At 73.0% G+C, this 19,159-nt stretch carries 16 protein-coding genes; 8 read left to right on the top strand and 8 right to left on the bottom strand.

The features are described from left to right. Positions 1-8 precede the first annotated feature (8 nt). Positions 9-1,901 (bottom strand): hypothetical protein, encoded by a 1,893-nt coding sequence (locus tag ACFYL6_RS22345; RefSeq protein WP_387174100.1) that lies wholly within the window; start codon positions 1,899-1,901, stop codon positions 9-11. Positions 1,902-2,010: 109 nt separating this feature from the next. Between ACFYL6_RS22345 and ACFYL6_RS22340 the strand changes: the two genes are divergently transcribed. Beyond that, on the top strand, positions 2,011-3,309 hold the full coding sequence (locus tag ACFYL6_RS22340) for a PQQ-binding-like beta-propeller repeat protein (RefSeq protein WP_387173861.1): 1,299 nt from the start codon (positions 2,011-2,013) through the stop codon (positions 3,307-3,309). Then, positions 3,306-4,583: a PQQ-binding-like beta-propeller repeat protein gene (locus ACFYL6_RS22335; RefSeq protein ID WP_387173859.1), complete on the top strand. Its 1,278-nt coding sequence runs from the start codon at positions 3,306-3,308 to the stop codon at positions 4,581-4,583. The genes ACFYL6_RS22340 and ACFYL6_RS22335 overlap by 4 nt, the downstream gene beginning before the upstream one ends. On the opposite strand, the gene ACFYL6_RS22330 is transcribed toward ACFYL6_RS22335, so the two are convergent. Next, a complete protein-coding gene (locus tag ACFYL6_RS22330; RefSeq protein WP_387173857.1) occupies positions 4,584-5,735 on the bottom strand; it encodes a peptidase C39 family protein in 1,152 nt (383 codons plus the stop codon). It lies immediately after the preceding gene. Between the two features lie 143 nt (positions 5,736-5,878). On the opposite strand from ACFYL6_RS22330, the gene ACFYL6_RS22325 reads away from it, so the two are divergent. From ACFYL6_RS22325 to ACFYL6_RS22315, 3 genes are all read left to right on the top strand, one after another. Next, the gene (locus ACFYL6_RS22325) at positions 5,879-6,547 is read left to right on the top strand and encodes a response regulator transcription factor (protein WP_387173855.1); all 669 of its coding nucleotides are present in this window, start codon (positions 5,879-5,881) and stop codon (positions 6,545-6,547) included. Next, positions 6,544-7,719 carry a sensor histidine kinase gene (locus ACFYL6_RS22320; protein ID WP_387173853.1) on the top strand — a complete coding sequence of 392 codons (1,176 nt, stop codon included), beginning with the start codon at positions 6,544-6,546 and terminating at the stop codon, positions 7,717-7,719. The genes ACFYL6_RS22325 and ACFYL6_RS22320 overlap by 4 nt, the downstream gene beginning before the upstream one ends. A gap of 248 nt (positions 7,720-7,967) precedes the next feature. Continuing rightward, complete coding sequence (locus ACFYL6_RS22315) at positions 7,968-8,387, top strand: VOC family protein (protein WP_387173851.1); 420 nt, start codon at positions 7,968-7,970, stop codon at positions 8,385-8,387. A gap of 65 nt (positions 8,388-8,452) precedes the next feature. Here the strand turns inward: ACFYL6_RS22315 and ACFYL6_RS22310 are convergent, their stop codons facing one another. The 5 genes from ACFYL6_RS22310 to ACFYL6_RS22290 all read right to left on the bottom strand — a co-directional run bounded on the left by ACFYL6_RS22310 (position 8,453) and on the right by ACFYL6_RS22290 (position 14,946). Next, positions 8,453-9,292, bottom strand: coding sequence for a hypothetical protein (locus tag ACFYL6_RS22310; protein WP_387173850.1), 840 nt, complete (start codon positions 9,290-9,292; stop codon positions 8,453-8,455). Between the two features lie 171 nt (positions 9,293-9,463). Beyond that, on the bottom strand, positions 9,464-11,524 hold the full coding sequence (locus ACFYL6_RS22305) for a 3-hydroxyacyl-CoA dehydrogenase NAD-binding domain-containing protein (protein WP_387173848.1): 2,061 nt from the start codon (positions 11,522-11,524) through the stop codon (positions 9,464-9,466). After that, complete coding sequence (locus ACFYL6_RS22300) at positions 11,521-12,717, bottom strand: thiolase family protein (protein ID WP_387173846.1); 1,197 nt, start codon at positions 12,715-12,717, stop codon at positions 11,521-11,523. Before ACFYL6_RS22300 ends, ACFYL6_RS22305 begins: the two co-directional genes overlap by 4 nt. Before the next feature lie 241 nt (positions 12,718-12,958). Further along, positions 12,959-14,278, bottom strand: coding sequence for a ribonuclease D (locus tag ACFYL6_RS22295; protein ID WP_387173845.1), 1,320 nt, complete (start codon positions 14,276-14,278; stop codon positions 12,959-12,961). 95 nt (positions 14,279-14,373) lie between these two features. Then, complete coding sequence (locus ACFYL6_RS22290; protein ID WP_387173843.1) at positions 14,374-14,946, bottom strand: DUF3000 domain-containing protein; 573 nt, start codon at positions 14,944-14,946, stop codon at positions 14,374-14,376. A gap of 149 nt (positions 14,947-15,095) precedes the next feature. Here ACFYL6_RS22290 and hemE point away from each other — a divergent pair, with 149 nt between their 5' ends. Genes hemE through hemQ form a run of 3 tightly spaced genes read left to right on the top strand, consistent with a single transcriptional unit; the run spans position 15,096 to position 18,307 of the window. Continuing rightward, positions 15,096-16,193 (top strand): uroporphyrinogen decarboxylase, encoded by a 1,098-nt coding sequence (gene hemE / locus ACFYL6_RS22285; RefSeq protein WP_387173841.1) that lies wholly within the window; start codon positions 15,096-15,098, stop codon positions 16,191-16,193. Positions 16,194-16,199: 6 nt separating this feature from the next. Next, positions 16,200-17,609, top strand: a complete 1,410-nt coding sequence (gene hemG / locus ACFYL6_RS22280) for a protoporphyrinogen oxidase (RefSeq protein ID WP_387173839.1) — start codon at positions 16,200-16,202, stop codon at positions 17,607-17,609. Beyond that, complete coding sequence (hemQ, locus tag ACFYL6_RS22275; protein WP_196921722.1) at positions 17,606-18,307, top strand: hydrogen peroxide-dependent heme synthase; 702 nt, start codon at positions 17,606-17,608, stop codon at positions 18,305-18,307. The genes hemG and hemQ overlap by 4 nt, the downstream gene beginning before the upstream one ends. Positions 18,308-18,509: 202 nt before the next feature. On the opposite strand, the gene ACFYL6_RS22270 is transcribed toward hemQ, so the two are convergent. After that, positions 18,510-18,989, bottom strand: coding sequence for a GNAT family N-acetyltransferase (locus ACFYL6_RS22270; RefSeq protein ID WP_387173837.1), 480 nt, complete (start codon positions 18,987-18,989; stop codon positions 18,510-18,512). Between the last annotated feature and the right edge of the window lie 170 nt (positions 18,990-19,159).

The following is a 19,159-nucleotide window of genomic DNA, read 5'->3' as shown; positions in this document are numbered from 1 at the left end:
ACGACGGACTAACCCACCAGGGCGCGCACGTCCCAGACCCAGACGTCGTCGACCCGCTGCGGTGGCCCGAGCAGGGCGGTGACCAGCTCACGGAGCACCGCCTCGCGGGGGTGCGCCCCGAGGACCACCACCGACGCCCGCCAGAACCGCAGGTCCTCGACGGCCTGGCGGCGGTTCTCGTCGGTCAGCGCCGGGACCGTGCCACTGTCCATGGTGGAGTAGATGAGGGAGCTGGTCGGTCGGTTGGGCGCACCGAAGACCCCCTCACCCAGCTCGTTCGGCCCGATGAAGTAACCACCCGGCACGGGGAACTCCTGCCCGGTCAGCGCACTCCACCGCAGCGTCGGCAGGCCGTGCACGTTGCTCGGGATCGGCACCGGCACCAGGGTTCGACCCGCCGGCACGTACGGCCGCCAGCCGCCCGCGGTGATGAAGTGCGGCGGCGGGTCGATCTGCTGGGCGGGCAGCGGCCGCGGGAAGAGTGGCAGCACGGCGAGGGCGACCGCCGCGTACCCCACCGGGCGCAGCCACCGACGGCGCGCCGCGACCGGCGCGGCCGGCTCGGCGGGCTCCGCCGACGTAGCCGGGGCCGCTTCGGCGGTGCGCTGGGCCGGCACCCGCGGCCGGTCGGCCAGCGGGTGCCCCTGGCGGTGCGCGGCGTCCCAGGTCAACGCGAGCAGTACGCCCACCGCGGCGGCGACCACGAGCGTCAACCGGGTCGGCATCATCATCTCGACCAGCGGCAGGTCGTCCGAGACGTACGACCACGGGCCGCGCACCCCGGTCTCCACACCGTTGAACCGCACCCACGGCCCGATCGCGGCCACGCTGAACACCACGATGAGCACCGCGACGATCCGGGTGGCCAGCGAGCGGCGTACGAGCAGCACCAGGGCCACCACCGAGAGCAGCACCAGCGGCCAACCGAACCAGGTGTTCTGCTCGGTCAGGCCGATCGTCTTCTCCACGGCCGGGTCACCGGCCCAGGTGTCCCGGGCGAAGGTGACGAAGGCGACCAGGTCCTCGCCCCAGTTGTGGAACACGCCACCCTGGAGGCCGCGGTAGGACTGCGGGCCGTTGAACTGGAACCAGATCGGGTACGCGGTGAGCAGCAGGGCCAGCCCGCCGGCGACGCCGAGCCCGGCCAGGAACGTGCCGGCGGCGGCCCGGGTGGCCCGTGGCCGCTGCACGGCGTACGCCAGCACGATGACCAGGCAGGCCAGCGCGGTGAGCAGCAACATCTCCTCGTTGATGAAGACCTGGTACGCCACCAGCGCACCGAGCACGAGCCCGTTGCGCCGCCACCGGCCCGGCTCACCCAGGGTCAGCACCCGCACCACGATCAGCGGGAGCAGGAAGTTGGAGACGAAGTTCGGTTGACCGTTGGCGTGGTGGATGATTCCCGGCGCGAAGCCGAGGAACGCGCCGCCGACGAACGCCGCCGCCCGGGACCGCACCAGGTGGCGGGAGAGCATCCAGTACCCGGTGCCGGCGGTGGCCGCCAGCGCCGCGCCCAGGTAGAGCGCGTACATCACCTGGGTGCCGAGCAGCATGGTCAGCGGGGCCAGCGGCAGGGTCACCCCGAGCAGCGAGGTGTTGGCCATCATGTTCACCCCGTCCGGGGCGTTCTGACGGGCCGTGAACAGCGGGTTCTCCAGGTGCCGCACCGAGTACGCGCCGTGCGCGAACAGCCACTCGAACCAGCTGTGATCGGTGGGCAGGTGCGAGGAGACCCGGCCGGTGACGTCACCCCAGTAGTTGAGGCAGACGAAGACGCCGAGCAGCACATAGGCTCCGAGGGCCAACAGGTCGGCTCGGGCCGGGCGGCGTCGAGGCCGCCGTGTCGACTCGGCCTCGGCCGGGTCGACGTCGGTCAGGGAATTCAGCGAAGGGTCTACCACCGGCACGGCCACGACGCGCCATCGTACAGGCGGGGTTCCGTCGCTTTTGCCGGCCCGGTGCGCTGACGGTCGGTTTGCCGGACGGCGACCCGTCGGCCAGCCTTACCTGGTGACGGAAGGACGGTCGTTGTCGATCATCGAGCTGGGCGAGATCCGGGACGAGCCCGCGTCGACGCCTCCGGTTCGTCGCCCGCGCGCCGCCGGTCGCCCGCTGCGCGGCGCGGCGGTGCTGGTGTTCAGCCTGGTGGTGCTGGCCGGCGCCACGCCGTCACCGCAGCGGACGGTGAGCCTGGTGCCGGCGTCGCAGACGGCCACGGCATACCTGGCCGGGGACGGCGTCTTCGTGGTCGACCCGCCGGCACCCGACGGGGACCGCTACCTCACCGCGTACGCCCAACCGGCACCGGCCGGAACCGCGGTGCGGCGGCGGTGGCAGGCGTCGCTGGCCCGCACCGGTGACTACCTCGACGTCCGGGTCCAAAGGGGGTTGGTGCTGGCGACGGCGGTCAACGCCCCGAACCGCTTGTTCCAGACCACCGTCTTCGACGGCGCCACGGGCCGGCAACGCTGGCAGCAGCCGGGGGCCCTGCAACCGACCGCCGGCGGCGGCCTGCTGCTGACCGACGTCCGGGAGGACGGGTCCGGCGCGATGAGCGGGGTCGAGCCCGACACCGGCCGGGTGCTCTGGTCGGTGCCGATCCCGCCGGCCGCCAACCCGACCTCCCATCTCGATTCCGAGGGCCAGGTCGACCGGTTCGTGCTCCTGCAACCAACCGGCGAGGTGCAGGTGTACGACGCCGGCACCGGCCACCTGCTGCGCAGCATGGACACGCTGCCCGGTGGCCGGTCGGCGTACCAGCGGGTGCAGGTCGTCGACGACCTGCTGCTGCTCGTCCCGCCCGGCAGCACCCGGCTGGTGGCCTTCGGGCTGGCCGAGTTGGAGCCACGGTGGACCTCCGAGGTGACGCTGGTGTCGCATGTGCTCGCCTGCGGTGGTCTGCTCTGCGCGGTACCGCAGACCGGCGGCCTCCAGGTGCTCGACCCGGTCAGCGGCGCGGTGCGGTGGTCGGAAGCGGGCCAGGACAACCTGGCCGACGTCCGGTCCGGCCGGTTGCTGATGGCCAGTCCCGGCCGGGGGTACACGGTGCGGGACGCGGCGACCGGACAGGTGCGCATCGATCTGGGTGCGTGGGTCCTGCTGCCGGTGCTCGGACCGGACGATCCGCTGGTCGGTGTGCGGCGGGGCGACCGCGGTGGGATGGTCGTCGCCGAACTCGATCTGGTGGCCGGCCGGTCGCGGATCGTCGACGTGCTGCCGGGCATCGCCGGCAGTTGCCAGGCGTCCCTGCCCGTCCTGCTCTGTCAGCGCCTCGACGGCACGACCGCGCTGTGGCGGTTGACGCGATGACCGGCCCGGTGATCGACCTCGGCGAACTGTGGCACGACCCGAAGCCGATGCCCCGCCCGCCCCGCGCCCACGGTCGCCCGCTGCGCTGCGCGCTGGTCGTGCTGCTCGCGCTGGTCACGCTCACCAGCGCGGCCGTGTCGCCGCCCCGGCGCACCCCGGTGACGCTGGCGGCCCAGCGTGGGTCCGACGTCATGGTGGACGGCGACCTCCTCCTGCTCATGGAACCGGTCAACACCTCGACGCGGCAGGCGCGGCTGTCCGCGTATCGGCTGCCCGACGGCGAGCCGGTCTGGCAGGCGCCGCTGTCGGCGGAGGCCCGGTACTGGGGAATGACGTCACTGGCCGGAATGCTGCTGGCCACCGGGTACGAGATCGGCCCGGAGGGTCGGGAGACACTCACCGTCGCACTGGACCGGGCGACCGGGGCGTACCGGTGGCAGCAGCCGGGCACCGTCTCCAAGCTGACCGACGGCAACCTGCTGCTGCGCAGCGGCGGCGAGACCTTACCGTCCAGTCTGCGCGCTGTGGATCCCTGCTGCGGCACCGTGCGCTGGCAGCTCTCCGGGCTCAGCGCCGACATGAGCGTGCGCGGCACCGGGCTCGGGGTGGACCGGGTGGTGCTCAACCAGTTGGACGGGCCGGTCGAGGTACGCGACGCGGTCACCGGCGCGGTGCTGGCCCGCGCCGACCTGCGCCCGCCCGACGGCGGTCCGATCGGACTGGACCTGACAAAGGACCTGCTGCTGGCCATCGACAGAGGCTCGGGCACGGTCACCGCGTACGGGCTGGACCAGCTTGTGCCCCGCTGGACCCGCGCCAGGCTGCACGTCGACTTCGCGTTGGACTGTGGCCCCGTCCTGTGTGTGCGCACCGGCAACAACGAACTGCAGGCGCTCGACCCGGCAACCGGGGAGGTGCGCTGGCGCAGCAGCCAGTGGGGTTGGGCCTGGGCGGCCGACGGCCGGCTGATGGCCAACCTCAACGGTGTCGGTCCGCCGGAGCAGTACGTCGTCCTCGATGCGCTGACCGGCCAGCAGTTGGCCGACCTGGGCCAATGGGAGCTGTACCAACTCGGTGTCGGCGGTCGGCTGGTCGGCATCCGCCGGCATCCCGACGGAGGGGTGCTCGTCGGCGAGTTGGACATCGGCGCCGGCAAGGTGCACATCGTGGACGTGCTGCCCGACGCCACCGGGGAGTGTCAGGCGATCACCGGCTACCTGGTGTGCAGTGCCGCCGCGGCCAACTCGTACCAGCTCTGGAAACTGGCCGACTGATCACCAGTTGGCCTGGGCGGGTGGCGGGGGCAGCGGCACCGACGCCTGTCGCAGCACGTACGCCACCCCGCCGCTGCCGCGCTGCCAGACCGCCTCGAAACCCCGCCGGGGCACGGTACGACGGACCGCGTTGTCGTCCGGGGCGTACGGGTCGTTGAGCACCGGGTCGCCGTCGACGGTGAAGCCCACCAGCACCATCAGGTGCCCTCTGGTGTCGTACCCGAGCCCCGGCACCTCGTCGGCCCGGAACGCGGCCGAGACGATCAGGGGGATGCCGGCGGCGACGAACGCCTCCGCCTCGACCAGTGACCGCAGTCGGGTGACGAACGCGTCCACCCCGTGCAGACCGGCGTACGCGGTGTTGAACGGCCAGTTGCCGGCCCCGGCGTACGCGTGGTCGTAGCAGTGTCGGGCGGCGTGCACCACCACCGGACGCGGGCCGGACGGCTCGACCCAGGCGTAGCGGTCCGGCGCCGGCTCGGCACCCCAGTAGGCGAGCACCATCGAGGTGCAGGTGGGGCTGCACCAGGAGTCGCCCCCACCACCCCACTGCGGGTACTGGCCGGCGTGCAGCCGCTGCGAGTAGCGCGGCACGTCCAGCACCCGGCCCCAGGCGGCGGACGAGGCAGCCTCCGGCGCGTACCCCTGGTCAGCGCCCGTTGGTCCGGTGGCGACCGCGCCGACGCTGCGCAGCACCGGGCCGGCGGGGCTACCGGCGGGCCGGCACAACGTCACCCGCGCCTGCCAACCGGTGACCGTCGCTCCGGTCACGATCAAGGTGTCGGTGTCGACCCGGGCGGCGCTGTCGCGCTGTCCGGGCAGCGAGGTGCGTCGCACCGCGTGGTCGTCGGCGGCCCAGTGGGCCAGCCGGTACCAGTCGGTGCCGGGCGCGTCGTCGTGCCAGCCCCGCAGGTCGACCTCGATCCAGCAGCCGTCCGGGGTGTCCGCCGTCCAGGACGGCACCACCTCAACGACGGCGAAGCCGACAGGTACCGGCGGCGACGTCCAGGTGCCCCGTCGGGCGACGCCGTCGAGGGCCAGCCCTCGACCGCTGGCGAGCAGGCCGTCGCCGCTGCCGCCGGACGTGTCGGCCGGCAGGTGGAAACCCCGGTAGGCGATGTCCCGTCGGGTGGGTGGTGCCGCAGTGGTCATGCCAGGTCCGTCCGTCGCTCGGTGCCGCCGGCCAGCATCGCGTACGCCGCGGTGGCCCGCAACGCCAGCCGGCGCGGGCGGCGAGGGACGATGGGTTGCCAGCCGGCACTAGGTTGGCGGTGGTCAGCAGCGAGGAGGCCGGGATGCGGGTACTGGTGGTCGAGGACGAGCGCAACCTCGCCGACGCGATCGCACGCGGGTTGCGCAAGCGGGGGATGGCGGTCGACGTGGCGTACGACGGCGACGCCGGCCACGAGGCGGCGTTCGTCACCCGGTACGACGTGGTGGTGCTCGACCGCGACCTGCCCGGCGTGCACGGCGACCAGATCTGCGCCGACCTGGCGGCCTCCGGCGCGTTGACCCGGGTGCTGATGCTCACCGCCAGCGGCACGGTGGCCGACCGGGTGGAGGGGTTGCAGCTCGGCGCGGACGACTACCTGCCCAAACCGTTCGCCTTCGACGAGCTGGTCGCCCGGGTGCAGGCGCTGGGCCGCCGGGCCACCCCGGCCGCGCCGCCGGTGCTCGAACTGGCCGACCTGGTGCTCGACCCGGCCCGCCGGGTGGCCACCCGCGCCGGTGTGCCGGTGGAGCTCACCAACAAGGAGTTCGGGGTGCTCTGCGAACTGCTCAAGGCGCGCGGCGCGGTGGTCTCCAGCGAGGAGCTGCTGGAACGGGTCTGGGACGCGAACACCGACCCGTTCACCACAATCGTCCGGGTCACCGTGATGACGCTGCGCAAGAAGCTCGGTGACCCGCCGCTGATCGAGACGGTGGTCGGCGCGGGTTACCGCACCGCCGAGGTAGGGGCATGAGCCGGCGGTTGCGGCCCACCCTGCGGTTGCGGCTGACCCTGCTCAACGGTGTGCTGCTCGTCGGGGCCGGAGCGATCCTGGTGCTGTTGGCCTGGCTGCTGGTCCGCGACGCGCTGCGACCCACCGACGAGTTGGTGCCCGGCACGACCGTGCTGCTCTCCGACGGCCGGGAGATGGACGCCGCCCAGTGGCAGCGGCAGTTGGTCGATGCCGCCTCCGGGGAGCTGCTGGCCAAGGGCCTGGTCGCGCTGTTGGCGATCAGCGTGGTGGGGGTGGCCGGCGCGTACGCGGTGGCGGGCCGGGCGCTGCGCCCACTGCACCAGGTCACGGCGACCGCGCAGCGGCTCGGTGAGGCGACCCTGGACCAGCGGATCGGTTACTCGGGTGCCGACGACGAGGTGGCCGAGCTGGCCAAGACGTTCGACGCCATGCTGGACCGGATCGCGTCCGCGTTCGAGGCCCAGAAACGTTTCGTGGCGAACGCCTCGCACGAGCTGCGTACCCCGCTCGCCGTGATGCGGACGGAGATCGACGTGACGCTCAGCGACGATGACGCGGACGCCGCCGAGTACCGGCGGATGGCGACAGTGGTCCGCGACGCCTCCGAGCGGGCCAACGGCCTGGTGGACGCGCTGCTGGTGCTGGCCCGCAGTGAGGCGCAGGCCGGGCGGCAGTTGGGTCGGCGTACCGAGTGTGACCTCGCGGCGGGCACCGCCAACGCGTTGTCGGCGATGCGCCGCGAGGTGGAACGGATCGGCCTGCGGGTGCAGACGTCGCTGGAGTCCGCGCCGGTCGTCGGAGACCCGGGGCTGCTCGACCGGCTGGCCGGGAACCTGATCGAGAACGCGGTCCGCTACAACCACCTGCACGGCCGGCTCTGGGTGCGTACCGGCACTGACGGCGACCGGTCCTGGCTGGTGGTGGGGAACACCGGTTTCGAGGTGGACCAGGCCGACGTGCCGGGGCTGTTCGAGCCGTTCCGGCGCGGCGGTCGGGAACGCACCGGCGCCCGTGGCTCCGGCCTGGGGCTGTCCATCGTCCGGGCGGTCTGCACGGCGCACGGCGGCACCGTACGGGTGGTCGCGCAGTCGGGTGGTGGCCTGGAGGTGACTGTCACCCTGCCGTCGGCGGACGCCCCGGCGGTGCCCGGGACGGTGCCCACCGCTGGCTGAACGGGGTTGCGCGCCTCGCTCGACCGATGACAGGATCGCGTCGTCAGCTCGAGAGGGAAGGGGGTGCGTCGATGTCCACCAATGTTTGGCTCCGCGCCCCGGGTCAGCGTCGGCTGACGTCCCGGAGGCGGAGCGCCCCCGTACGGGTCGGGCGCTGATCGCCCACTCTCGAAGGGGAAACCAGTTCCTGCGTGGTGCGCCGCGCCCGGCAACGGGGCCGCACCACGTCGCCACCGTGGAGGACCACTGTGAGTTCGACGATCCACAACATCAGCATCGACTGTCACGACACGTACGCCCTGGCCGGCTTCTGGGCGCAGGTCTTCGACTGCCCCCGGCAGCCCGACGACTTCCCCGGCGACCCGGAGGCGATGCTCCTGCCGCCGGGCGGCCCGGAGGTGCTCTTCATCGCGGTGCCCGAGGGCAAGACGGTGAAGAACCGGCTGCACCTGGACCTGCAACCCGCCGACCGGACCCGGGCCGAGGAGGTCGAGCGGCTGCTCGGCATCGGCGCGACGCTCGTCGCCGACCACGTCAGTCCGACCGGTGGTGGTTGGGTGGTGCTCGCCGACCCGGAGGGCAACGAGTTCTGCGTGCTCGGCAACGCCGCCGAGCGGGCGGCAGCGGCGGCGGCACGGGCCGCGGCAGCGGTGGCCGAACCGGCCTGACCGTCGACGTACGGCACGGGGCCCCGACCACCCGAGGGTGGCCGGGGCCCCGGGCTCCGTACGGATCAGGACTGCTGCTCGACCTGGCCCCGGATCGTGGTGAACTCGGCCTTCGCCTGCTCGGCGGACTTGAAGTACATCACCACCATGCCCAGACTGCCCCGGTCGGCCCAGACGCAGATGCCCAGCGGCACGGTCTCGGCCTTGCCGTCGCCGCAGCGCGCCTCACCGCCGAGCGGGCCGGCGTCGACGGCCGTCATCTCGCCCACCGTCAGCTGCTTGGACAGGCCGCTCACGTAGGCGTCGAGTTCCTTCTTCGGGTCCGACAGCAGCCCGGACACACCCGCGATCATGACGAGGTCCTGCTTGGTCGGTTCGCCGTAGAAGGCGGCGACGGTGCTCGTCTCGTTCCCCGCCGCCGTCTTCATCCCGGCGACCGCCTGCTCGGCGGCCGCCAGGAGTTCCGGATTGGTGAGCTTCGGTCGGCCGGCGAGGGTGGCCGGCGCGACCACCCGGGTCTTGCTGGCGTCCACCACGGCGCCCACGTCGTCCTTCACGACGAACCAGGTGATCGCCACGCCACCGAGGCAGAGCACCAGCACCGCGGCCAACACGATCAGCACGATCTTGCCGACGTTCGACTTCTTCGCCGGGGGCGGGCCGCCGGCCAGGTTCGGGTCACCGTACGGCTGACCCGGCTGTGCGGGCGGGTAGCCCGGCTGTGCGGGCGGGAAACCCGGCTGTGCGGGCGGGAAACCCGGCTGTCCGGGCGGGAAGTTACCGGGCTGCTGCGGGTGTCCCTGCTGCTGCGGCGGCGGCCAACCGCCAGGCTGCTGACCCGGCTGCTGCGACGGGTCGGGGGAATCGTGCGGCGGGCCGTAGGGATTGGCCGGCGGCTGGGACATCAGTCAGCTCCAAGATGGGGGTGCAAAACGCGTGATCCTAACCCGGCGCGGAGCTCGCCGTTGTCCCCGCGGAGATCCGCACCCGGCGATCACCTGAGCACAAACGGTCGCGGTGGCCGGCCCGTCCACGAGGGACGGTCCGACCACCGCGACGGTGGTGCTGCTATCTCCTCAGGCCGGCAGGCTCGCCGCACCGCGCGGCAGGAACCGCTGGCCGGTGACCCGCTCGGAGGTGCCGGTCCGGTCCAGGTACGGCGTGACGCCGCCCAGGTGGAACGGCCAACCGGCGCCCAGGATCATGCACAGGTCGATGTCCTGCGCCTCGGCGACCACACCCTCGTCCAGCATCAGCCGGATCTCCTGCGCGAGCGCGTCGAGGGCGTTCTGGCGTACCTGCTCGGCGGTCAACGGCTGGTCACCCACCACGAGCAGCTTGGCGACCTCCTCGTTGACCTGGTCGTCGACCACGATCGGTTGACCGGAGTCGGCGATCCGCTTGAGGTTCTCGCTGACCCCGAACCGGTCCGGGTACGCGGCGTGCAGGGTGCCGCCCACGTGGTACGCGACGGCCGGCCCGACCAACTGGAGCAGGGCGAGCGGGCGCATCGGCAGGCCCAGCGGGTCCAGTGCGCTGTTCGCCACGTCCAGCGGGGTGCCGGCGTCGACGGCGGCGAAGACGGTGCCCAGGAAGCGGGTGAGCAGCCGGTTCACCACGAACGCCGGGGCGTCCTTGACCAGCACGCTCGACTTCTTGAGCTGCTTGCCGACCGCGAACGCGGTGGCCAGGGTGACGTCGTCGGTGCGCTCGCCCCGGACGATCTCCAGCAGCGGCAGCACCGCCACCGGGTTGAAGAAGTGGAAGCCGACCACCCGCTCCGGGTGCTCCAACTCGGCGGCCATCTCGGTGATCGACAGTGAGCTGGTGTTGGTGGCGAGCACCGCCTCCGGAGAGACGATCTTCTCCAGCTCGGCCCAGACCTGCTTCTTGACGCCCAGGTCCTCGAAGACCGCCTCGATGACGAAGTCCGCGTCGGCGAAGGCGCTCTTGTCGACTGTGCCGCTGACCAGTCCGTACAACTTGGCTGCGGTGCCCTTGTCCATCCGGCCCTTGGTGACGGCCTTCTCGATCTGGGTGTGCACGTAGCCGACGCCCTTGTCCACCCGGGACTGGTCGAGGTCGGTCAGGACCACCGGCACCTGGAGGCGGCGGGCGAACAGCAGCGCCAGCTGGCTGGCCATCAGGCCCGCGCCGACGATGCCGACCTTGGTGATCGTGCGGGCCAGGCCCTTGTCCGGTGCGCCGGCCGGGCGCTTGGCCCGCCGCTGCACCAGGTCGAACGCGTACAGGCCGCTGCGCAGCTCCTCGGAGAAGACCAGGTCCGCGAGGGCCTCGTCCTCGGCGGCGGTGCCGGCGGCGAAGTCGCCGTCCTTCGCCGTCTCCAGCAGGTCGAGCGCCTTGTACGCGGCCGGGACCGCGCCGTGCAGCCGCTGGTTCAGCGTCTCCCGGGCGAAGTAGAGCACGCCCGCCCACATGTCCTTGTCGACCTCGGGCCGGGTCACGGTGACCTGACCCCGGACCACGCTGGCGGCCCACTCCAGGGACCGCTCCAGGAAGTCCGCCGGCTCCAACAGGATGTCCGCGATGCCCAGCTCGGCCGCCTGCTTCGGCTTGAGCATCTTGTTCTGCATCAGCGGGTTCTGGATGATCACCTGGGTCGCTGCCGGGATGCCGATCAGGTTCGGCAGGAGTTGCGTGCCGCCCCAGCCGGGCACCAGACCGAGGGAGACCTCGGGCAGCGCGAGGGCCGCCGCGCCGCCGGAGAGCGTCCGGTAGTGGCAGTGCAACGCCAATTCCAGGCCACCGCCCATCGCCGCGCCGTTGACGAACGCGAACGTGGGGACGGTGCTGTCCTTGAGCCGGGCGAAGACCCGGTGGCCGAGCCGGCCGATCTCCAACGCCTGCGCGCGGTCGGCGAGCTGCGGCAGGCCGACGATGTCCGCGCCCACGCAGAAGATGTACGGCTTGCCGGTGACCGCGATGAACGCCGGGTCGGCGGCCAGCGCGGCGGTGATCGCCTCGTCCAGGCTGGCCAGCCCACCCGGGCCGAAGGTGTTCGGCTTGGTGTGGTCGAGGCCGTTGTCCAGCGTGATCAGGGCGGCGGGCCGGTCCAGCCCCGGCACGTTCACCTGGCGCAGCAGCGCCCGGGTGACGACCTCGTTCGGTGCCTTCACTTGTTGCCACCCTCCCAGTGCGGGTTCTCCCAGATGACCGTGCCGCCCATGCCGATGCCGATGCACATCGCCGTGAGGCCGTAGCGGACCTCGGGGTGCTCGGCGAACTGGCGGGCCAGCTGCGTCATCAGCCGCACGCCGGAGGAGGCCAGCGGGTGACCGATGGCGATCGCGCCGCCCCACGGGTTGACCCGCACGTCGTCGTCGGCGATGCCGAAGTGGTCGAGGAAGGCGAGCACCTGCACGGCGAACGCCTCGTTCAGCTCGAACAGGCCGATGTCGTCGATGCTGAGCCCGGCGAGGCGCAGCGCCTTCTCCGTCGACGGGATCGGGCCGACGCCCATCACCTCCGGCTCGACGCCGACGAACCCGAACGACACCAGCCGCATGGCGACCGGCAGGCCCAGCTCGCGGGCCGTGGCCTCGTCGGCCAGCAGACTCGCGGTGGCGCCGTCGTTCAGGCCGGCCGCGTTGCCCGCGGTGACCTTGCCATGCGGACGGAACGGAGTCTTCAGGGTGGCCAGCTTCTCCAGCGAGGTGTCCCGTGGGGCCTCGTCGACCGTGGCCAGACCCCAGCCGCCCTCCGCGTCGCGGATGGACATCGGCACCAGGTCGTCCTGGAGCTTGCCGTTGGCGTACGCCTTGGCGGTCTTCTGCTGCGAGGCGAGCGCGAACGCGTCGGTGCGTGCCTTGGTGATGTGCGGGACCAGGTCGTGCAGGTTCTCCGCGGTCGAGCCCATCACCAGCGCGGACGGGTCGACCAGCTTCTCCGCGATGATCCGCGGGTTGGGGTCGACGCCCTCACCCATCGGGTGGCGGCCCATGTGCTCGACGCCACCGGCGATGGCGATGTCGTACGCGCCCATGGCGATGCCGCTGGCCACGGTGGTGACCGCGGTCATCGCACCCGCGCACATCCGGTCGATGGCGAAGCCGGGAACGGTCTTGGGCAGCCCGGCCAGCAGGGCGGCGGTGCGGCCGATGGTGAGGCCCTGGTCGCCGATCTGGGTGGTGGCCGCGATGGCGACCTCCTCGACCCGCTCCGGGGGCAGCTGCGGGTTGCGACGCAGCAGTTCCCGGATACAGCGGATCACCAGGTCGTCGGCGCGGGTGTTGGCGTACATGCCACCCGCCTTGCCGAACGGGGTACGGACGCCGTCGACGAAGACGACGTCGCGAACTTCACGGGGCACTTGAGCCTCCTATTCGACCGTGATTCGGCCTTCACGCCGGGCGGCACGCCGGACCGAACAAGGGTCGCCGACACGGGCACGTTTCCCTCGGATGCTACTCGCCAGTAACCAACCCCGTCCCCACCCCCCGCTGTGGCCCACCCCACACCCGGCTCCGGTCGATCATGAAGTTATTGCCGAGACACGCCGGTGCGCATGGCAATAACTTCATGATCAACAGAGAGAGGGTGGGGTGGGTGGGTTAGGGGGTTGGGGTTAGGGCTTCCGTCAGGTCGGCGGTGAGGAGGCCGATCTGCCACTCGCGGGCGTTGAGGCCGCGCAGGGTCTCCGCGACCGACTCCTCGGTGATCTCCTCCGGTGGGGTCCACGCCAGCCGGCGGACCGAATCCGGAGTGATCAGGTTTTCCGGCGGAAGGTTGTGCGCACCGGCGATGCGGATCACGACCTCCCGGCAGCGGGCCAGCCGACCGGCCGCCACCGGGTCCCGTTCGGCCCACCGGTGCGGCGGGGGCGGGCCCTCCACGGCCGGCGAGACCGGCAGCGAATCCTCCGGCAACTGCCGGGCGTCGTCGAGCGCGGCGAGCCAGGTGCGGGCCAGCCGACGGACCGACCGACCACCGAAACCGGGCAGGGTCAGCAGGGTCTTCTCGTCCTTCGGGTCCAGCTCGGCCGCGGCGATGATCGCCGAGTCGGGCAGCACCCGACCGGGAGCGGCGTCCCGCCGGGAAGCGATCTGGTCCCGGGCGTACCACATCGAGCGGACCCGGGCCTGGGCTCGAGCCCCCCGCAGTCGGTGGATGCCCGAGGTGCGCCGCCACGGCTCCGCGCGGACCCGCGGCGGGCGTGCCCCGGTGCGGACCAGCGCGGCGAACTCCTCCGCGGCCCAGGCCGACTTGCCCTGCCGGGTCAACTCGGCGTCGAGCGCGTCGCGAAGGTCGGTGAGCAGCTCCACGTCGAGGGCGGCGTACGTCAACCACGACTCGGGCAGCGGTCGGCTCGACCAGTCGGCCGCCGAGTGGTGCTTCTCTAGGGTGAACCCGAGCAGCTGCTCGGTGAGCGCGGCCAGCCCGACGCGCTCGAAGCCGGCCAGTCGAGCTGCCAGCTCGGTGTCGAACAGTCGGCGCGGACGCAACCCCACCTCGGCCAGGCAGGGCAGATCCTGGCTGGCCGCGTGGAGGACCCACTCCGCCTCGCCGATCACCGCGTCCAGCGCGCTGAGGTCGGGCAGGGGCAGCGGGTCGATCAGCGCTGTGCCAGCACCGGCCCGGCGCAGTTGCACCAGGTACGCGCGTTGGCTGTAGCGGTAGCCGGAGGCCCGCTCGGCGTCCAGGGCGACCGGGCCGGTGCCGGCCGCGAAGCGGGCCACGACCTCGGCAAGCTCGGCCGGGGCGGCCACCGGATCGGGGGTGCCGTCACGCGGGGCGATCAGCGGAACGGGCCCACCGTCGGCCGGGTCGGCCCCCTCGCCCGCCGGCTGCGGCTGGGCCGACGGCGGGTGCTGGGGTGCGTTTCCCGGAAGTTCTTCGGTGGGCCGACGGCGCAGGGGTGGTTCGTCGGTCACCTGCCAACCCTAGTGCGCGCGGAGATCCGACGGGTGCAGCCGGTCCGGCGTGTGTCGATCAGGTGTCCGCAAAGTGTCCTCTCGAGGGCCGAACGTCAGGCTGCGCCGGCGGGACGGCGGTCGGAGAGGGCGGTCACGCCGGGTGGGGGGAGACCGGCGGTGGAGGCGAGCAGCGCGCACCAGCCGAGCAGGTGTGGGGTCAGGTCGTCGTCGACAGGCGTCCAGGACGCGCGGATCTCGATGTCACCGATGGTCGGTGGCCCGGCAAGATCGCCGAACCGGGTCGACATGGTCTGGGTCACCGTCCCGCCGATCGCCCGGTGGCCGGCGTCCTGGGCGTCCAACGCGTCGGTCAGCCACGTCCAGCCGACCCCGGGCAGCAGCGGGTCGGCGGCCAGATCGACCTCCAACTCGGCGGTCACGTAGGTGACCAGCCGCAGAGTGCCCTGCCACGCCTCGTGCCCGACCGGGTTGTGCAGCAGGATCAGCCGGCCGGTCGCCACCTCGTCGTCGTCGCGCAGCACGGTCGCGGCGAGCGCGAACGCGTACGGGGCCAGCCGCTGGGGGGCGCCGACCTCCTCCAGGGTGATCTCCGGCCGGGGGGCGGCCGACCGCAGCCCGGCGACCGCGCGGGCGAACGTCTCCGGGAGCGCGATCGGGGGGGCCATGTCGGCAGCCTATGCCGACGCCCGCCCCCCGCTTCGACGGCGCGCCGACGCTCACCGAGGGGCCCCTGCTTCGACTCCGACGTAAGGAACGGTGCCCTTCCTCTCACCCCCACCCGGTTGGGGGTGGCGGGCGTGGCACGATTGCGGCGATGACCACGGACACCACGGGCACTGTCGCCCGAGACGGAGATTCCCGCCCCGGCGGACCGGCCGACTCGCCCTTCATCCGGGCCTGCCGACGTCGGCCCGTTCCGCACACCCCGGTCTGGTTCATGCGCCAGGCCGGCCGCTCCCTTCCGGAGTACCGGGAGATCCGGGCGAGCGTGCCGATGCTGGAGTCCTGCCGCCGCCCGGAGCTGGTCACCGAGATCACCCTCCAGCCGGTACGCCGGCACGGCGTGGACGCCGCCATCCTGTTCAGCGACATCGTGGTGCCCGTCGCCGCGGCCGGGATCGACCTGGACATCGTGCCGGGCACCGGCCCGGTCGTCGCCGAGCCGATCCGCACCGCCGCCGACGTGGAACGGATCCGCCGGATCACCCGCGACGACGTCTCGTACGTGGACGAGGCCGTCCGGCAGCTGGTGGTCGAGCTGGGTGACACCCCGCTGATCGGTTTCGCCGGTGCGCCGTTCACCCTCGCGAGCTACCTGGTCGAGGGCGGGCCGTCGCGCACCCACGCGAAGACCAAGGCCCTGATGTACGGCGACCCCGAGCTGTGGCACGCGCTCTGCGCCCGGCTGGCCGAGGTGACGCTGGCCTTCCTGCGGGTGCAGATCGACGCCGGCGTCTCCGCCGTGCAGCTGTTCGACTCGTGGGCCGGCGCGCTCTCCGAGGCCGACTACCGCCGTTTCGTGTTGCCGCACTCGACAACCGTGCTGAGCGGGCTCGTCAACGCGGGGGTGCCCCGGATCCACTTCGGGGTGGGCACCGGCGAGCTGCTCGGCGCGATGGGCGAGGCCGGGGCGGACGTGGTCGGCGTCGACTGGCGTACGCCGCTGGACGTCGCCACCGGCCGGATCGGCGCGGACAAGGCGGTGCAGGGCAACCTGGACCCGTGCGTGCTGCTCGCGCCGTGGCCGGTCGTCGAGGCCGAGGTGCGCCGCATCCTGGAGCAGGGCCGGGCCGCCCCCGGGCACGTGTTCAACCTCGGCCACGGGGTGCTGCCGGAGACCGACCCGGAGGTCCTGACCCGGGTGGTCGCGCTGGTGCACGAGCTGTCCAGCCGCCGGGCCGACCAGGGCTGACCGGGAATGCGGCAGCCCTGGCGGGTGGCGGTGGTCGGCGGCGGGATCGCCGGGCTGGCCGCCGCGGTCCGCCTGCGCGACCGCGCTCCGGCCGGCACCGAGATCACGGTGTACGAGCAGTCCGGCGCCCTGGGCGGAAAGTTGCGCACCGGGGAGCTGGCTGGTCAGCAGGTGGAGTTCGGCGCGGAGTCGTTCCTGATGCGCGACCCGACCGGCGCCGAGAGCGCGGCGGTGGCGTTGGCCCGCCGGCTCGGCCTGGCCGAGAAGATCGTGCACCCCACGGTGGGGCAGGCCGCGCTGGTCATCGACGGAGGGCTGCGCCCCATCCCGGGCGGCACCCTGGTGGGCGTACCCGGGGATCTGGACCGGGTGACCACGGTGGCCCGCCCGGCCGCGGACGCCGACACCGACGGCGGTCGGCCGCTGGTCGGGCCGGACGCGGACGTCTCGGTGGGCGCGCTGGTCCGGTCCCGCTTCGGCGACGAGGTGGTCGAGCGACTGGTCGACCCGATGCTGGGCGGCGTGTACGCGGGCCGCGCCGACGATCTCTCCCTGGTCACGACGATGCCGGCGCTGGCCCGCGCGGCCCGGGTGGAGCACACCCTGGTCGGCGCGGTCCGGGCCGCGCAGGCCGCCGCGCCGCGTGCGCCCGGCGCCCCGGTCTTCGGCACCCTGGCCGGTGGGCTGAGCACCCTGGTCGAGGCGGCGGTGACGGCCAGCGGCGCGACGGTACGGCGGGACGCCGCAGTGCGCGAGCTGACAGCGACCGAAACCGGTTGGCGTCTCACCGTCGGCCCGACCCGCGACCCCGAGTTGGTCGACGTGGACGCGGTGGTGCTGGCGGTGCCGGCGCGACCGGCGGCGCGGCTGCTCGCCGGCCCCGCGCCGGCGGTGGCGGCGGGCGTCGGCGCGCTGGACTACGCGAGCGTCGCCCTGGTCACCATGGCGTTGCCGCAGCCGCGACTGCCCGAGCTGTCCGGCTTCCTGGTGCCGGGTACCGAGGGCCTGCTGATCAAGGCGGCGACCTTCTTCACCACCAAGTGGGGGCACCTGCGCCGGCCGGACGGGTTGGCCCTGGTGCGCGCCTCGGTGGGCCGGTACGGCGAGGAGGCGCACCTGCAGCGCCCCGACGCGGACCTGGCCGCCACCGTGCACCGCGAGCTGTCCGCGGTGCTCGGCACCCCGCTGCCCGCCCCGGTCGACGGGCACGTGCAGCGGTGGGGCGGTGCGTTGCCGCAGTACGCGCCGGGGCACGCCGACCGGCTCGCCGCCGCACGGACGGCGCTGCGGGCCGCGCACCCCACACTGGTCCTCGCCGGCGCCGGCTACGACGGCGTCGGCATCCCGGTCTGCGTCCGCTCCGGCGAGACGGCGGCCGAAGAGATCATCACAGCACTGGGAGGATCGGCGAGATGACCGAGCAGACCAACGCGGCCCGGTTGCGGGAGCTGAACGACAGCATCCGCTACACCATGTGGTCGGTGTTCCGGGCCAGCTCCCCGCTGCCCTCGCTGCGGGACAACGTGACCGGCGAGGTCGTGTCGCTCTTCGACGAGCTGGCCGGCAAGGACGTCGTGGTCCGGGGCGTGTACGACGTCTCCGGGCTGCGCGCCGACGCGGACGTGATGATCTGGTGGCACTCCGCGTCCCCCGACGCGCTCCAGGACGCGTACCTGCGGTTCCGCCGCACCACGCTGGGTCGGGCGCTGACCCCGGTGTGGTCGCAGATGGCGCTGCACCGGCCGGCGGAGTTCAACAAGAGCCACATCCCGGCGTTCCTGGCCGGCGAGGAGGCCCGCCCCTACATCTGCGTGTACCCGTTCGTCCGCTCCTACGAGTGGTACCTGCTGCCCGACGCCGAGCGGCGCGAGATGCTGGCCGAGCACGGGAAGATGGCCCGCGGCTACCCGGACGTACGGGCCAACACGGTCGCCTCGTTCGCGCTCGGCGACTACGAGTGGATGCTCGCCTTCGAGGCCGACGAACTGCACCGGATCGTCGACCTGATGCGGGACCTGCGCGCCTCCGGCGCCCGCCGGCACGTCCGCGAAGAGGTCCCGTTCTACACCGGCCGCCGCCGCTCGGTGGCCGAGATCGTCAACTGCCTGGTCTAACGCCCACCGCCCCCACCCCCGCCCCCGCCCCCACCCCCGCCCCCGCCCCCGCCCCCACCCCCGCCCCCACCCCCACCCCCACCCCCACCCCCACCCCCGCCGATCTTGCAGTTTCTGTCCCGGCGAAAAGTGCATAAGCCGCGATCGGGCGACTGAAAGTGCAAGATCGCGGCAAGGGTGCGGGAGGAGGGGCGGGCGCGGGTCAGAGGGGGCGGAGCATGACCTGTTCGCCATCGGGCGTCAGGTTGTCCGGCTCGTCGCTCAGAGTGAAGCCGGCGCGGTGGTAGAGGGCCTTCGCCCGCGCGTTGTCGGGCCTGACGTTGAGCCTGAGTTGGCTGGCGCCGCGCTCGCGGGCCCACTGTGCCACCTCGTCCACCAGGCGGTCGCCTACACCCTTGCCGCGGGCGTCGGGGTGCACCCACATCGAGATCAGGTCCATCGTCAACGGGTCCGCCGTGGGTGTGCCGCTCGACATCCCGACCGGACGCCCGTCCAGGACGGCCACCAGGTTGTGTGAGCCGGGGATGCTCAGCCGGTCGCGCCAGCGTTGTTCGCGGTCACCGTCGCCCTGCCAGTCGGCGAGCCGGGAGCCGAACGCTCCCGGCGCCTCGGTGAGGGCGGCCAGCCGCAGTTCGCGCCAGGTGGGCCAGTCATCGGGGGTGAGCACCCGGATCTCGATCATGAGGGGAATGGTGACCGGACGGACCGCCGGGCACCACCGCATTTCCCACCGGCCGGGGGCGCCCCCCCCCCCCCGGGGGGGGGCCGCCCGGGGGGGGGGGGGGGGGGGGCCGGGGCCCACCCGCACCCGGGGGGGGGCGGTGCACCCGCCCCCGGCAACCACCCGGGTGG

Origin of the sequence: Micromonospora sp. NPDC007208, from assembly GCF_042869175.1 — a bacterium.
In the GTDB taxonomy this organism is placed as follows: domain Bacteria; phylum Actinomycetota; class Actinomycetes; order Mycobacteriales; family Micromonosporaceae; genus Micromonospora; species Micromonospora foliorum.
Note: the sequence above shows the minus strand (reverse complement) of the source record. Positions and strands in the feature narration are given on the sequence as shown.